We start from the raw sequence: 14,702 nt of genomic DNA, 5'->3' as shown, positions 1-14,702 counted from the left end.
GAAGTCACAAGGCTTGGCCGTGGAGCGCCAGCGGGCGCGCACGCTGATGCGCAGCGATGGGCTGAGGGCGCGCTGGCGACGCAAGTTCGTGCACACCACAGACAGCCGCCACGCACTACCCGTGGCGGCCAATGTGTTGGCCCGCCAGTTCAATCCTGATACACCCAATCGCGCCTGGGTTTGCGACATGACCTACGTACGAACGCGCTGCGGTTGGTTGTATTTGGCCGTAGTGCTGGACCTGTTCTCGCGCAAACTCGTGGGTTGGGCGATGACACCGGGCATGCCCGCAGAGCTGGTGTGTGCGGCCTTGAGCATGGCCGTTGCGAGTCGCCGGCTCTTGCCTGGTTTGTTGGTGCATTCAGACCGAGGTAGTCAGTACGCCAGCCAGGCGCACACGGCCTTGTGGGATACCGGTCACCGAGCCAGTACGAGAAACTACGCTTGACGACCCACTGAACTTTCCACATCCCCTATACGGATGCCCGAAAAAACTTGACCACGACACGACCCACTGACAAATGCGGCGCAGCATTTCTGCGTCAGACCACTCGGCCCGGGCGACGAAGTGATGCAGCGACTGATGCCAAGCGCTTGCATGCAGCGGATCAACGCGGGCTGCCATCGGCTCCACGCTCTTGCGTGTCAGCGGTAGCATCAACCCTGTGCAATAGCCCCTGAGTCCTGCATTCCGGTCTGAATGGCCAAGCCCTTCGGCCAAATGCGTCAAGTACCGGTCAAATTGTTTGATCGCATTTATCAGTTCTCATGTGAAAAATGAAGAAGTCTAGATAAAGCCATGATTTTATTGACACAGTAAGATTCGCTCTTTTATCTCCAAAATGTCCTTTAGGAGATAGTGCGGGCAACGCACGAATACGGGTATTCTTCCCTAGAATGCTTTTTCCATTTCCACAACACGCCGGAGACAAACCCATGACCTACCAAGCCGCAGCCGACCGCTACGACGACAAAATGCAGTACCGCCGCACCGGGCGCAGCGGCCTGAAGCTGCCCGCCATCACCCTGGGTCTGTGGCACAACTTTGGCGACACCACCTCGCTGGCCACCCAGCGCGCCATGCTGACCACCGCCTTTGACCTGGGCATCACCCACTTCGACCTGGCCAACAACTACGGCCCGCCCTACGGCAGCGCCGAGAGCAACTTTGGCGAACATATGCGCCGCGACTTCCGGCCCTACCGCGACGAGCTGGTGATCTCCAGCAAGGCCGGTTACGACATGTGGCCCGGCCCCTACGGCCAGGGCGGCGGCGGGCGCAAGTACGTGCTGTCCAGCCTGGACCAGAGCCTTAAGCGCATGGACCTGGACTACGTCGACATCTTTTACTCGCACCGCTTCGACCCGGACACCCCGTTGGAAGAAACCATGGGCGCACTGGCCACCGCGGTGCAACAGGGCAAGGCGCTGTACGTCGGCGTGTCCAGCTACTCGGCGGGCAAAACCCGCGAAGCCGCCGCGCTGCTCAAGCAGATGGGCGTGCCTTGTCTGATCCACCAGCCGTCCTACAGCATGATGAACCGCTGGATCGAAGAAGACCTGCTGGATGCATTGGCCGACAACGGCATGGGCTGCATCGCCTTCAGTGCGCTGGCCCAGGGCCTGCTGACCAACAAGTACCTGAACGGCATCCCCGCCAGCGCCCGCATCAACCAGCCCGGCGGCGGCTCGTTCAAGAGCGAACACCTGAGTCCGCAAAACCTGGCCCACGTCAGCGCCCTGAACGACATGGCCCTGGCCCGCGGCCAAAGCCTGGCGCAAATGGCCATCGCCTGGGTGCTGCGCGACCCGCGCATGACCTCGGCCCTGATCGGTGCCAGCCGCCCCGAGCAGATCGTGGAACTGGTGGGCGCACTGCAAAAACTCGACTTCAGCGCCGCCGAACTGGCCGCCATCGACCAGCACGCGGTAGACGGCGGCATCAACCTGTGGAAGCGCCCTTCAACCGACCAGCAGCTGGCCTGACCACGCACGGCAAAATTTAAGAGAAATAGGCCTCTGGCGCAGATAACAACTGCGCTTGTAGCTATTTAAATAATAGCAAACCTCGATGGCACCGGCAGGCATGCAGACCGACCGCCTGGGCTTTTTCGCCAGACTCTGCACTGGGGCCACTGGGACAGCCCCGGTGCCCGTCTCGGGGCTGGGGGAATAGAAGCCACTCATGCGCTGCGATTGTTTCCAATCCGCCAACACAGCGGTGCATTTGCAGACCCTACCGATATGCGCGCGGCCCCCCACGTGAATGGCACAGGTTCGCACGCGTGCGGCCTGCCCATCCCGGTGCAACCCTCTTTTTGAAATGGCTCCCTATGCCCTCGTTATTCGACCCCATCCAGATCGGCAACTTCACCGCCCCCAACCGCATCTTGCTGGCCCCGCTGACGCGAGGGCGCGCGACCCGCGAACATGTGCCCACCGCGATGATGGCCACGTACTACGCGCAGCGGGCAACGGCGGGGCTGGTCATCTCCGAGGCCACCGGCATCAGCCGCGAAGGCATGGGCTGGCCCTATGGCCCCGGCATCTGGACGGCCCCGCAGGTCGAGGCCTGGAAACCGGTGACCGACGCGGTACACGCGGCGGGTGGGCGCATCCACATGCAGCTCTGGCACATGGGCCGGGTCGTGCACCCCAACTTTCTGGGTGGCGCGCAACCGGTGTCGGCCTCGGCCACCACGGCCCCCGGCGATGCCCACACCTACAGCGGCAAGCAGCGCTATGCCGAAGCACGACCACTGGCCCTGGACGAGATCAAGCGCCTGCTGGACGACTATGCCCACGCCGCCCGCAACGCCATGGCAGCCGGTTTTGACGGGGTGCAGGTGCACGCCGCCAACGGCTACCTGATCGACCAGTTTCTGCGCAACAACAGCAACTTCCGCGACGACGCGTATGGCGGCCCGGTGGAGAACCGCATCCGCCTATTGACCGAGGTGGCCCAGCGCGTGGCCGACACCATCGGGGCCGAGCGCACCGGCGTGCGCCTGTCGCCCAACGGAGACTCGCAGGGTGTGAACGACAGCGACCCGGAGACCCTGTTTGGGGCCGCTGCCCGGTCACTGGATGCCGTGGGCGTAGCCTACCTGGAACTGCGCGAACCGCCGCTGAACGGTACGTTTGGCAAAGCCGAGCGGGCACCGGTGCACCCGGTGATCCGCAAGGCTTTCCGCGGCCCGCTGTTCCTTAATTCCGACTACAGCCAGGCACGGGCCCAGGCCGCACTGGACGCGGGCGAGGCCGACGGTGTGGCCTTCGGCCGCCCGTTCCTGGCCAACCCCGACCTGCCCTACCGCTTCGCCCACGGCCTGCCGCTGAACCCCGACGTGCCCGCCACCTGGTACAGCCAGGGGCCCGAAGGCTACACCGACTACCCGGCAGCAGTGCACGGCTAAGGCGGGTGAACGCGTTGCCCACCGCCACTCACTTGCTATAAATTTCGCATGTGTAGCGCAGTGTTACGTTAGGATGCAGGCTTATCCACAGCGCATTCGGAGTGCATTTTGGACATCTTTCAACGCAACAATGTGCATGTTTTGGGCGACAGCGGCCCGGTACTGTTGTACGCCCACGGCTTCGGCTGCCAGCAAACCATGTGGAGCCGTATCACCCCCGCGTTTACAGACGGCTACCGGCAGGTGCTGTTCGACTATGTGGGCAGCGGCAAGTCGGACCTGGCAGCGTTGACAGCCAGCGCTACAGCAGCCTGCACGGCTATGCACAAGACCTGCTGGAGGTCTGCGACGCGCTGGGCCTGCACAGCGGCGTAACCTTCATAGGCCATTCGGTGAGCTGCAGCATCGGCCTGCTGGCCTCGATTGCGCGGCCGGGTTTGTTCGACCGGCTGGTGCTGCTGGGCCCCTCGCCCTGCTTTTTAAACCACCCGCCGGACTACCTGGGCGGATTTGAACGCGAAGACCTGCAAGGCCTGCTGGAACTGATGGACCAAAACTACATTGGCTGGGCCCAGTACCTGGCACCGGTGGTGTCGGGCGAAGCAGGGGGCGCTCCGGCCAGCCTACCCACCGCCGAGCTGACCGACAGCTTTTGCTCCACCGACCCGGTAGTAGCCCGGGTGTTTGCCCAAACCACTTTTTTTGCCGACAACCGGGCCGACCTGCTTCAAGTAACCCGGCCCTGCCTGGTGTTGCAGCACCGGGTGGATGCGCTGGCCCCGCTGTCGGTGGGCTACTACATGCACCACCGTCTGCAGGGCAGCACCTTGCAAATATTGGACATCACCGGCCACTGCGGTCACATGAGCCACCCCGCCGAGGTGATTGCCGCGATTCAAAGTTACCTGCCCCATGCAAAGCCTGTTGCCGCCTGACACCCAAACTTGTGCGGCCCCGCTGAACCAGTTGCCCTGCCCGGTGCTGGTGACAGACCTGCATGGCCGGGTGCTGGCCGCCAACGCCGACCTGCTGGCGGTGGTAGGCGGCTTGGAAGCGCAGTGGCTGCAACAGCCCATGGACGTATTGATGCCCCCGGCCAGCCGTATCTTTTTGCAAACCCACGTCTGGCCCATGCTGCTGAACCAAGGCAGCGTGCGCGAAATCTACCTGCACCTGTGCGGCGCGCTGGGCCAGCGGGTGCCCGTCATGGTCAATTGTCAGCGCGGCCTGTATGGTGAAGACGGCCCAGACAGTGGCACCGAGAGCTGTTACTGGGTGTTTTTTGTGGCGCTGGAGCGCAGCCGTTTCGAGGCCGAGCTGCTGCAGGCTCGCGCCCAGGCGCAAAGCTTGGCCGCCGACCTGGCCCTGGCGAATGCCGAGCTGCGGGCGGTGCACATCCAGCTCACCCAGCACACCCACGTGGTCGAATCGGAAAACCGCGAACTCGCCGAACTCAGCCAGACCGACCCCCTGACCGGCCTGGGCAACCGCCGCGCCTTGGCCCAGGCTGTGGCCCACTGGCAGGCTCTGGCCGAGCCCGGTGCCTGCGCCTCGTTGCTGATGGTGGATGTTGACCATTTCAAAGTTGTCAACGACCAGTACGGCCACGACGAAGGCGACCGCGTGCTTGCCGCTCTGGTCCGCCAGCTGCAGGCCAGCATCCGCAGCAGCGACCTGGCGGTACGCTACGGCGGCGAAGAATTCACCCTGTGGCTGCCCAACGCCGACCGCCCTGGTGCCGCCCACACCGCCCTGCGGGTGCACGAACACGTGCGCAGCCTGCAGGCCGGCGGCCAGCGCATCACCGTCAGTATTGGCGTGGCCACCACCGCCTCCCTGGCCCACAACCCGGCGCTGCTGCAGCGGCTGGTGCAGCAGTCCGACACTGCCGTCTACCAGGCCAAAGTGGCGGGGCGTAACCAGACCGTATTTGCGGAATAACCGCCATGCTGCACCCGCAGAGGGGCACAGGCCATTGATTCAAACGATAGCGTCCAACACCCGCTGCGGTGTCACGTCCACCAGACAGCGTGTGTGGCCCAGCGGACAGTCGCGCTGGAAGCAGGGCGCGCAGTCCAGCGGCGGCTGGTAGCTGGCATCGTTTTTTAGCCACAGCACCTGCGCGCGGTCATTCAACGGTGGGGTGTGCAGCGGACTGCTGGAGCCGAAAATAGCCACCTGCGGCACGCCAAAGGCGGCGGCCACGTGCATCAGGCCGGAATCGTTGCTTACTATAGTTTTAGTAGCTGCTATCGCAGATAGCGCCTGCGCTAGCGTCGTTTTTCCTGCAAAGTTGAGCGCCCAGCCCGGACGCGCGGCATTAACCGGCGCGGCGATCTCTTCGCACAGCGCCCGCTCCTTGCCAGATCCCAGCAACACCACCGGCACGTCCAGCTGCTGGGCCAGAGCGGCAAAGTGGGCGGCGGGCCAGCGCTTGGCCGGGCCGTACTCGGCCCCCGGCGCAAACACCGCGTAGCCGCCCGGCTGCAGGCCCAGATCGGACAAGGACTGCGCGACGACGCGCGGGTCCATCTGCAAGCGGGGGCGGTCGCGGTCCAAACCGGTTTCACCGCTCAATGCAGAGTAAAACGCTACCATCGGCGGACGCTCATCGCGCGGCGGGTTTTTCAGCCGCTCGGTCAGCAGGCCCATACGGGCTTCGCCAAAGTAGCCCACGCGGCGCGGAATGCGCGCCAGAAACGGAATCAGCGCACTTTTCAGCGAATTGGGCAGCACGTAGGCCGCGTCAAACCGGCCCTGGAGCTGCGCCGCCATGGCCCGCCGCGCCTGCCACTGCAGCCCCCCGTGCTGGAACGGAAATTCGACCACTTCGACCACCTGCGGCATGACCCGGTACACCGGTGCCACCCAGGGCAGCGCGCCCACGGTGAGCCGCTCGCCCCGTGCCTGCAGCCGAAGCATCAGCGGCTCGGTCATCACCGCGTCCCCAATCCACTGGGGGGCGATGACCAGGGAATTAGTGGCCACCGCCGAAGTGTTCACCCGCCTTGAGCGCGTACACCGTACCGCAGTAGGGGCACTTGGCCTCTCCCGTGTGGGCTACGTCGAGGTAGACCTTGGGGTGGCTGTTCCACAGGGCCATGTGGGCTTTTTGGCTAGGACAGAACACACCGCCTTGGGCGTTCAGGTCTTTGGCTAGCAGTTCAATATTGGCGTTGCTCATTTTTCAATTTCTCCGTGGCCCGTGGGGTAGCCGGTTTTTTTCAAGAACACCGTGGAACCGGCTTTGCCGGGCCACTGGTGTTGCCCCCTGCAAGGGGGTTGGCGCTGCGACACGAAGTGCGCAAGCCTGGGGGTGTTCAAACGCTGGTGAGCCAGTGGGCGTATTTGGGGTTGCGGCCGTTGACGATGTCAAAGAAGGCGCTTTGGATTTTTTCGGTGATCGGGCCGCGGCTGCCGACGTAGTCGTCGCGGCCGAGTTCGATGCGGTCGAGTTCGCGGATGGGCGTGACTTCGGCGGCGGTGCCGGTGAAGAAGGCTTCGTCGGCGATGTAGACCTCGTCGCGGGTGATGCGCTTTTGCACCACTTCCAGGCCCAGATCTTTGCAGATATGGAACACGGTGTTGCGGGTGATGCCGTTGAGGGCACCGGCCGACAGGTCGGGGGTGTAGACCACGCCGCCCTTGACCACAAACAGGTTTTCGCCCGCGCCTTCGCTGACAAAGCCGCTGGCATCCAGCAGCATGGCTTCGTCGTAACCGTCGTCGGTGGCTTCCATGTTGGCCAGGATGGAGTTGGTGTAGTTGCTCACCGCCTTGGCCTGGGTCATGGTGATGTTGACGTGGTGGCGGGTGTAGCTGGAAATCTTCACGCGGATGCCGCGCCGCATGCCCTCTTCGCCCAGGTAGGCACCCCAGGGCCAGGCGGCCACCATCAGGTGGATGGTGTTGCCCTTGGGCGAGACGCCCAGCTTCTTGTCACCGATCCAGGTCAGCGGGCGCAGGTAGCCGGATTCGAGCTTGTTTTCGCGGATCACGGCGCACTGCGCATCGTTCACTTCTGCTTGAGTGAACGGAATTTGCATGCGCAGTATCTTGGCGCTGTTGAACAGGCGTTCGGTGTGCTCCTGCAGGCGGAAGATGGCCGGGCCGTTGACCGAGTTGTAGGCCCGCACGCCTTCGAACGCGCCGCAGCCATAGTGCAGGGTGTGCGTCAGCACGTGGATCTTGGCGTCGCGCCACTCGACCATCTGGCCGTCCATCCAGATTTTGCCGTCGCGGTCGGACATCGAAGGGGGTAGCGGGGACATGGCGGTTCCTAGGAGGTTGTAGAGGGTTAGGCTTTCAATTTTACGGGCTGGTTGCAGCCCCACCACACTATGCTGGTTTCGCAGCCCAACCCCCGTGGATGGCGCGGGCGGCCATCGCCAATCGGCAGCGTAGCCGGGGCCTGCGCTTCCTAGGATTCTGGACGGCAGAACCCCGTTTCGGGGACGAATCTTGGCATGAGGCCTGCTGAGATGGGGCATGCGCACCAGCTACGTTTCCTACCACCCCGAGCAACAGCAACTATTGCCGCCGGCCCTGCAAGACTGGTTCCCCCAGAGCCATCTGGCGTACTTCATCAGCGACACCATAGACAGCCTCAACCTGGCCGCCCTCCATGCCCGCTACGCAGTCGGTGGTTCACTCAACCAGCCCCTGCATCCAGCCATGATGGTCAAAGTCCAGGTCTACGCCTATGCCACGGGTGTGTTTAGCCCACGCAAGATCGCCAAGAGGCTGCATGAGGATATCGCCTTTCGGGTACTGGGGGCGGATAACTTCCCCGTCCACCACACCATCTGCGACTTCCGTGCCCAACACCTGGTGGAATTCACCGAACTCTTCACCCAAGCCGTGCGCCTGACCCGCGAGATGGGCCTAGTCAAGCTGGGCACCATTGCCGTAGACGGCACCAAGCTCAAAGCCAACGCCAGCCGCCACAAAGCCATGGGCTACGCCCACATGCAAAGCCCCGAAGCCGAACTTAAGGCAACGCTGAATAAGGCTAGTTAAAGCGTGCTTCTGTAGTGCAGATCCCGAGAATTCATTGAATTCAACTAAAACCGCCCTGTTTCCCAGCCTCTGGGGGCTCGGTTTGCGGGTCTTTTGGCCCACTTTGCGCCCTTATGGAAGCACCTGTGCCACCAGCTCTTGGCGCCCCAGGTAGATGTTGACCAGCGCCAGGGCAGTGAATGCCCGCGTCGCATTCTTCTCTAGCCCCCGGTAGCGCACCTTGGTAAAGCCCCACAGTTGCTTGACCACACCAAAGACGTGCTCTACCCGGGCGAGTATCTTGGACTTGTTGCGGTTCTTGCTGCAAATCCCCTCAACATCAAACGTCAATATTCCCCGCCCGCAGCGCATTCGTCTCAATAAACTCCCGCCGTGGCTCCACCTCGTCGCCCATCAGCATGGTGAACACGCGGTCGGCTTCGATGGCGTCGTCGATCTGTACGCGCAGCAGGCGGCGCACGGTGGGGTCCATCGTCGTTTCCCAGAGCTGGGCGGGGTTCATTTCGCCCAGGCCCTTGTAGCGCTGACGGCTGGTGGCGTGTTCGGCTTGGGCGATGAGCCAGGCCATGGCTTGGCGGAAGTCGCTGACCTTTTCTTCCTTTTGGCGCTCGCCTTCGCCGCGCATGACTTTGGCGCCTTCGCTCAACAAATCTTTGAAGGTGTTGGCGGCTTCGGCCAGGGCGGCGTAGTCGGAGCCGTGCACGAAGTCTTGCGTGAGCACGCTGCTCTTGATGTTGCCGTGGTGGCGGCGGCTGATGCGCAGGATGGGTTTGTCGGTGCGCACGTCGAACTCACCGGCCACTTCGGCATCGGGCAGGCGGGCTTGCAGGGCGGCGGCGGACACTTCGGCGTCGGCCACGGTGTCCAGGTTCAGTGCCACGCCATCGGCCACCGAGCGCAGGGCTTCGGCATCCATGAAGTTTTGCAGGCGGGCGATGACGGCCTGGGCCAGTTGGTGCTTGCGCGCCAGCTCGGCCAGGGTGTCGCCGCTGAGCGTGCTGCCATTGTCGCCACCGGTGTAGACCGAGGCGTGTATGAGCGCGATGCGCAGCAGGAAGCCGTCTAGCGCGCTGGCATCTTTCAGGTACAGCTCTTCCTTGCCGGCCTTGACCTTGTACAGCGGCGGCTGCGCGATGTAGATGTGGCCGCGCTCCACCAGCTCGGGCATTTGGCGGTAGAAGAAGGTGAGCAGCAGGGTGCGGATGTGCGCGCCGTCCACGTCGGCATCGGTCATGATGATGATGCGGTGGTAGCGCAGCTTGGCGACGTTGAAGTCGTCGTTGCCGGTGGTGCCACCGGCTTTGCCGATGCCGGTGCCCAGGGCGGTGATCAGCGTCAGGATTTCGTTGCTGGTGAGCAGCTTCTCATACCGGGCTTTTTCGACGTTCAGGATCTTGCCGCGCAGAGGCAGGATGGCCTGGAACTTACGGTCGCGGCCCTGCTTGGCGGAGCCACCGGCGGAGTCGCCCTCGACGATGTAGATCTCGCACATGGCGGGGTCTTTTTCCTGGCAGTCGGCCAGTTTGCCGGGCAGGCCCATGCCGTCGAGCACGCCTTTGCGGCGGGTCATGTCGCGGGCCTTGCGGGCGGCTTCGCGGGCGCGGGCAGCTTCGATGATTTTGCCGACGATGATCTTGGCATCTGCCGGACGCTCTTGCAGGTAGTCGTGCAGCAGGCGGCTGACGATGTCTTCCACCGGGCCGCGCACTTCGCTGGACACCAGCTTGTCTTTGGTCTGGCTGCTGAATTTAGGCTCAGGCACTTTCACGCTGAGCACGCAGGTCAGGCCTTCGCGCATGTCGTCGCCGGTGACTTCGACCTTGGCTTTCTTAGCGATTTCGCTATCGTCGATGTATTTGTTGATGACCCGCGTCATGGCGGCGCGCAGGCCGGTGAGGTGGGTGCCGCCGTCGCGCTGGGGGATGTTGTTGGTGAAGCACAGCACTTGCTCGTTGTAGCCGCTGTTCCACTGCATAGCCACTTCCACGCCGATGTTGGTGTTCTGGTCGCTCTGGCGGTCGCCCATGGCGTGGAAGATGTTAGGGTTCAACACCGTCTTGCCCTTGTTGATGAAGTTCACAAAGCCCTTCACGCCGCCAGCGCCCGAGAAATCGTCTTCTTTGCCACTGCGCTCGTCCTTGAGTCGGATCTTCACGCCGTTGTTCAAGAAGCTGAGTTCGCGCAGGCGCTTGCTCAAGATTTCGTAGTGGAAGTCGGAGTTGGTCTGGAAGATTTCCAGGTCGGGTGCGAAGTGCACTTCGGTGCCGCGCTTTTCGGTGTCGCCGATGATCTTCATGGGCGAGACTTCCACGCCGTTCACGGTTTCCAGCAGGCGGTTTTGCACAAAGCCCTTGCTGAATTCCATCACGTGGACCTTGCCGTCGCGGCGGATGGTCAGGCGCAGCATTTTGCTGAGTGCGTTCACGCAGCTCACGCCCACGCCGTGCAGGCCGCCCGAGACCTTGTAGCTGTTCTGGTTGAACTTGCCGCCCGCGTGCAGCTCGGTCAGGGCGATTTCAGCGGCACTGCGTTTGGGCTCGTGCTTATCGTCCATCTTGATGCCGGTGGGGATGCCGCGGCCGTTGTCCACCACGCTGATGGAGTTGTCGGAGTGGATGGTGACCAGGATGTCGTCGCAATGGCCGGCCAGCGATTCGTCGATGGAGTTGTCCACCACCTCGAACACCAGGTGGTGTAAGCCGGTGCCGTCGCTTGTGTCGCCGATGTACATGCCGGGGCGCTTGCGCACTGCCTCCAGGCCTTCCAGGATCTGGATCGAGCCTTCGCCGTAGGCTTCGGTGGCACCCGCCTGGTTGGTGTCGATGGTGGGCTGGAAGTTGGAGCTGCCGGCCGTGCTGTCGCCCGTGTTTACCGCTTCCATAGATTCGGCATCGGTTGGGACAGGAGGGGTGGTAGGGACGGGCTTGTTTTCTTCGGTCATGGCGTACTCTGCTGGTGGGAGGGCATGCCCCCCATGGAGCGTGATTTATAAGGAAAATAGGCCTCCAGCGCATATAACGCATAGGCCTTTAGCTACTATTTCTATAGCGTTAAATACGCATCGGCATCACGACGTATTTGAAGCTCTCGTTCTCGGGAATGGTCAGCAGGGCCGAGCTGTTGCTGTCGCCCAGCGAGATGGTGACCATGTCTTGCTGCATATTGGCCAGCGCGTCGATCAGGTAGGTGACGTTGAAACCAATCTCGATGCTGTCGCCGCCGTAGTCCACGTCCAGCTCGTCCACGGCTTCTTCTTGTTCGGCATTGTTCGACGCGACGCGCAAGGAACCCGGTTCGACGTTCAGGCGCACACCCTTGAACTTGTCGCTGGTCAGAATCGCGGTGCGCTGCAGGCTGGACAAAAAGGCCTGGCGGCCCAGGGTGATGTGGTTCTGGTGGTTCTTGGGAATCACGCGGTTGTAGTCGGGGAACTTGCCCTCGACCAGCTTGGTAACGAACTCCATGCCGTCAAAGCTGAACTTGGCCTGGTTGTTGGCAAACTGCATCTCGATCGCGCCCTCGGCATCGCTGAGCAGGCGCTGCATTTCCAGCACGGTTTTGCGCGGCAAGATCACCTCTTGCTTGGGCACTTCCACGTCCAGCGCGGCCGAGGCAAAGGCAAGGCGGTGGCCGTCGGTAGACACCAGGCTGAGCTGGTTGCCTTCGGCCACAAACAAGATACCGTTCAGGTAGTAGCGGATGTCGTGCACCGCCATGGCAAACGACACCTGGCCCAGCAGGGCTTTCAGGGTTTTTTGTGGCACGCTGAACACGGGGCCAAAGTTGGCCGCCTCTTGCACCAGCGGAAAGTCTTCGGCGGGCAGGGTTTGCAGCGTGAACTTGCTCTTGCCGCCCTTGAGGATGAGCTTGTTTTGGCTGGACTCGAGCGACACGGTCTGGTCGGCGGGCATGGTGCGCAGAATATCGATCAGCTTGCGGGCCCCCACGGTGGTGCTGAAGTCGCCAGCATCTCCGTCGAGCTCGGCGCTGGTGCGGATCTGGATTTCCAGGTCGCTGGTGGTCAGCTGCACCGTGCTGCCGGTTTTGCGCAGCATCACGTTGGCCAGAATCGGCAGGGTGTGCTTGCGCTCCACAATCCCGGCGACCGACTGCAGAACTGCGAGAACCTTGCTTTGTGTTGCCTTCAAAACGATCATGTCAACCCCATAATTTTTAGAAACAAGCTTTTTGGAAAATACCGGCAAGCCCGATTTTCCCTGTTTTTATCTGCACTTTTGGACAGCCTTCAGGACTTACGCAAGTCCCCCGTACGCCCAGAGGGCAGCACAGGGTACGCAGCGTAAGTCCTAACCCTTTAATGTTTGCTCCAGCACGTGCAATTGCTGGTTCAGCTCGGTGAGCTGTTGGCGTTCACCGCCGATTTTGCGCACCGCGTGCAGCACCGTGGTGTGGTCGCGGCCACCAAACAGCTCGCCGATCTCAGGCAGGCTTTTTTGCGTCAACTCCTTGGCCAGGTACATCGCAATCTGGCGCGGCCGGGCAATGCTGGCCGGGCGCTTCTTGCTATACATGTCGGCGACCTTGATCTTGTAGTAATCGGCCACCGTCTTCTGGATGTTTTCCACCGAAATCTGCCGATTCTGGATGGACAACAAGTCACGCAGGGCCTCGCGGGCCAGCTGGATCGACATTTCTTTTTGGTTGAAACGCGAATAGGCCAGGCATTTGCGCAGCGCGCCTTCGAGCTCGCGCACGTTGGAGCGCACGTTCTTGGCCACGAAAAACGCCACTTCCTCGGGCATCTCGGTGCCCTCGGCGCGCGATTTGTTGATCAAAATGGCGACGCGCATTTCCAGCTCGGGCGGCTCGATGGCCACCGTCAGCCCGGAGTCGAAGCGCGATACCAGGCGCTCGTGGATGTCGGCCAGGCCCTTGGGGTAGGTGTCGCTGGTCATCACGATGTGGGACTTTTTGGTCAGCAGCGCCTCAAAAGCGTTGAAGAACTCTTCTTGCGTGCGGTCCTTGTTGGCGAAGAACTGCACGTCGTCAATCAGCAACAGATCCAGCGAGTGGTAACGCTCTTTGAATTCGTCAAAAGTCTTGCGCTGGTAGGCCTTAACCACATCCGATACAAATTGTTCCGCATGGATGTAGAGAACTTTGGCATCGGGCCGGTCGGCCAGCAAACGGTTGCCCACGGCGTGCATCAAATGGGTCTTGCCCAGGCCCACGCCGCCGTAAATGAACAACGGGTTGTACAGCTGGCCGGGCGTACCGGACACGTGCATGGCAGCTGCGCGGGCCATGCGGTTGGCCGTACCTTCGACCAGCGTGTCAAAGGTCAGCGCGGTGTTCAGGCGGTTTTTGAATTGCGCCTGGGCCGGGTCTTCGGCGGCGACAGTGGGCTCGGGAATCGCGCCTACGCCCTGGGGTGTCAGCGCCGTGGCATGTACACGCACCTGGGCTTCTCGCGGAGTAAGGACTAACTCAAGCGGAATGGTTTGGCCGTACAGCTTTTCCAGCAGGGCGCTGATGCGGCCCACGTACTGTGCACGGATCCAGTCCAGCTTGAAGCGGTTGGCGACAAACAAAGTGACTTTGGAGAAGTCGTCGTTGACCTGCGCGACCAGAGGCTTGATCCAGGTGTTGAACTGCTGCTCGGGTAGTTCTTGGGCCAACTGCTCTGCGCAGGCTTGCCATAGGCTGTGGCCTGCGCCGGTGTTGGTGGGGGTTCCCTCTGTCATTGTGGGGGGTGTCTACTTCTGTGGATAAATGAGGGATCGGCGAACCTACCATTGTAGTTTGTCCCGCCCTTATCCACAATTTGCCGCGAATGGCTTGCGCGCTGCCTGGGCATGCCTCTCGCCGAGGCATATCTTGCCACGCCCCAAAAAATTTGCCATAATGCCGGGTTTCCCTGACTAAATTCATCTAGACAGTTTCCGGGCCTCGCGTGAGTAGCGTGAGTTAAGGCTTTGGGGTATCGAACAGATGGAGATGGGTGTAGCGGGTTTTGTGTCACTGAAGGTGGTGCCAAGCCTATAGCTTCAGGGTCCATCAAAAGGGCATTCAACCGCCCCCCATTTTTGGCAACGCACCTTCAGAGGGGCCGCCAATCCGAACTCTTCTAGGATGTCATCATGAAACGCACTTACCAACCGTCGAAAATCAAGCGTGCCCGTACCCATGGTTTCATGGTTCGCATGAAAACCCGTGGCGGCCGTGCCGTTATCAATGCTCGCCGCGCCAAAGGCCGCAAGCGTCTGGCTGTCTAAGCTGGCGCACTGACTTCGGTCTGAAACCTGC

Annotated in this window: 12 protein-coding genes and 4 pseudogenes; 8 read left to right on the top strand and 8 right to left on the bottom strand. The window is 62.0% G+C overall.

Annotated elements, in window-relative coordinates; all coding sequences use genetic code 11:
* A pseudogene (locus AC097L_RS08540) lies at positions 1–406 on the top strand (DDE-type integrase/transposase/recombinase); the annotation flags it as partial.
* Positions 407–505: 99 nt separating this feature from the next.
* Here AC097L_RS08540 and AC097L_RS08535 read toward each other — a convergent pair.
* A pseudogene (locus AC097L_RS08535) lies at positions 506–760 on the bottom strand (transposase); the annotation flags it as partial.
* A gap of 176 nt (positions 761–936) precedes the next feature.
* On the opposite strand from AC097L_RS08535, the gene mgrA reads away from it, so the two are divergent.
* From mgrA to AC097L_RS08510, 5 genes are all read left to right on the top strand, one after another.
* Positions 937–1,986: an L-glyceraldehyde 3-phosphate reductase gene (mgrA, locus tag AC097L_RS08530; RefSeq protein WP_479585899.1), complete on the top strand. Its 1,050-nt coding sequence runs from the start codon at positions 937–939 to the stop codon at positions 1,984–1,986.
* Positions 1,987–2,333: 347 nt separating this feature from the next.
* A complete protein-coding gene (locus tag AC097L_RS08525) occupies positions 2,334–3,416 on the top strand; it encodes an alkene reductase (RefSeq protein ID WP_479585898.1) in 1,083 nt (360 codons plus the stop codon).
* A 108-nt stretch (positions 3,417–3,524) separates the two neighbouring features.
* Positions 3,525–3,791 carry an alpha/beta fold hydrolase gene (locus AC097L_RS08520; RefSeq protein WP_479585907.1) on the top strand — a complete coding sequence of 89 codons (267 nt, stop codon included), beginning with the start codon at positions 3,525–3,527 and terminating at the stop codon, positions 3,789–3,791.
* Complete coding sequence (locus AC097L_RS08515; RefSeq protein ID WP_479585906.1) at positions 3,728–4,351, top strand: alpha/beta fold hydrolase; 624 nt, start codon at positions 3,728–3,730, stop codon at positions 4,349–4,351. Before AC097L_RS08520 ends, AC097L_RS08515 begins: the two co-directional genes overlap by 64 nt.
* Positions 4,329–5,357, top strand: a complete 1,029-nt coding sequence (locus AC097L_RS08510) for a GGDEF domain-containing protein (RefSeq protein ID WP_479585897.1) — start codon at positions 4,329–4,331, stop codon at positions 5,355–5,357. Before AC097L_RS08515 ends, AC097L_RS08510 begins: the two co-directional genes overlap by 23 nt.
* 39 nt (positions 5,358–5,396) lie before the next feature.
* Here AC097L_RS08510 and waaF read toward each other — a convergent pair whose 3' ends face one another.
* The 3 genes from waaF to AC097L_RS08495 form a co-directional block, all read right to left on the bottom strand.
* Positions 5,397–6,404 carry a lipopolysaccharide heptosyltransferase II gene (waaF, locus tag AC097L_RS08505; protein WP_479585896.1) on the bottom strand — a complete coding sequence of 336 codons (1,008 nt, stop codon included), beginning with the start codon at positions 6,402–6,404 and terminating at the stop codon, positions 5,397–5,399.
* Positions 6,394–6,600 (bottom strand): zinc-finger domain-containing protein, encoded by a 207-nt coding sequence (locus AC097L_RS08500; protein ID WP_479585895.1) that lies wholly within the window; start codon positions 6,598–6,600, stop codon positions 6,394–6,396. The genes waaF and AC097L_RS08500 overlap by 11 nt, the downstream gene beginning before the upstream one ends.
* Before the next feature lie 136 nt (positions 6,601–6,736).
* Complete coding sequence (locus AC097L_RS08495; RefSeq protein WP_479585894.1) at positions 6,737–7,687, bottom strand: branched-chain amino acid transaminase; 951 nt, start codon at positions 7,685–7,687, stop codon at positions 6,737–6,739.
* A 217-nt stretch (positions 7,688–7,904) separates the two neighbouring features.
* Here AC097L_RS08495 and AC097L_RS08490 point away from each other — a divergent pair.
* Positions 7,905–8,423 (top strand): annotated as a pseudogene (locus AC097L_RS08490) (transposase); the annotation flags it as partial.
* A gap of 123 nt (positions 8,424–8,546) precedes the next feature.
* Here AC097L_RS08490 and AC097L_RS08485 read toward each other — a convergent pair.
* The 4 genes and pseudogenes from AC097L_RS08485 to dnaA all read right to left on the bottom strand — a co-directional run.
* Positions 8,547–8,735, bottom strand: a pseudogene (locus AC097L_RS08485) (transposase); the annotation flags it as partial.
* Between the two features lie 19 nt (positions 8,736–8,754).
* Positions 8,755–11,376, bottom strand: a complete 2,622-nt coding sequence (gyrB, locus tag AC097L_RS08480) for a DNA topoisomerase (ATP-hydrolyzing) subunit B (RefSeq protein ID WP_479585893.1) — start codon at positions 11,374–11,376, stop codon at positions 8,755–8,757.
* Between the two features lie 109 nt (positions 11,377–11,485).
* Positions 11,486–12,592, bottom strand: a complete 1,107-nt coding sequence (dnaN, locus tag AC097L_RS08475; protein ID WP_479585892.1) for a DNA polymerase III subunit beta — start codon at positions 12,590–12,592, stop codon at positions 11,486–11,488.
* Positions 12,593–12,742: 150 nt separating this feature from the next.
* Entirely contained in the window at positions 12,743–14,140 is a 1,398-nt protein-coding gene (gene dnaA / locus AC097L_RS08470; protein ID WP_479585891.1) for a chromosomal replication initiator protein DnaA, read from the bottom strand.
* Between the two features lie 396 nt (positions 14,141–14,536).
* Between dnaA and rpmH the strand changes: the two genes are divergently transcribed.
* Positions 14,537–14,671: a 50S ribosomal protein L34 gene (rpmH, locus tag AC097L_RS08465; protein ID WP_092757190.1), complete on the top strand. Its 135-nt coding sequence runs from the start codon at positions 14,537–14,539 to the stop codon at positions 14,669–14,671.
* The last annotated feature ends 31 nt before the right edge of the window (positions 14,672–14,702 follow it).

Source organism: Rhodoferax sp. RT5P35 (assembly GCF_056521385.1).
This window is presented reverse-complemented; position numbering and strand designations above follow the sequence as displayed.

Coding starts and splice junctions, on each gene's coding strand:
- mgrA (WP_479585899.1), top strand. CDS start 937: ATGACCTACCAAGCCGCAGCCGACCGCTACGACGACAAAATGCAGTAC.
- AC097L_RS08525 (WP_479585898.1), top strand. CDS start 2,334: ATGCCCTCGTTATTCGACCCCATCCAGATCGGCAACTTCACCGCCCCC.
- AC097L_RS08510 (WP_479585897.1), top strand. CDS start 4,329: ATGCAAAGCCTGTTGCCGCCTGACACCCAAACTTGTGCGGCCCCGCTG.
- AC097L_RS08500 (WP_479585895.1), bottom strand. CDS start 6,600: ATGAGCAACGCCAATATTGAACTGCTAGCCAAAGACCTGAACGCCCAA.
- AC097L_RS08495 (WP_479585894.1), bottom strand. CDS start 7,687: ATGTCCCCGCTACCCCCTTCGATGTCCGACCGCGACGGCAAAATCTGG.
- gyrB (WP_479585893.1), bottom strand. CDS start 11,376: ATGACCGAAGAAAACAAGCCCGTCCCTACCACCCCTCCTGTCCCAACC.
- dnaN (WP_479585892.1), bottom strand. CDS start 12,592: ATGATCGTTTTGAAGGCAACACAAAGCAAGGTTCTCGCAGTTCTGCAG.
- dnaA (WP_479585891.1), bottom strand. CDS start 14,140: ATGACAGAGGGAACCCCCACCAACACCGGCGCAGGCCACAGCCTATGG.
- rpmH (WP_092757190.1), top strand. CDS start 14,537: ATGAAACGCACTTACCAACCGTCGAAAATCAAGCGTGCCCGTACCCAT.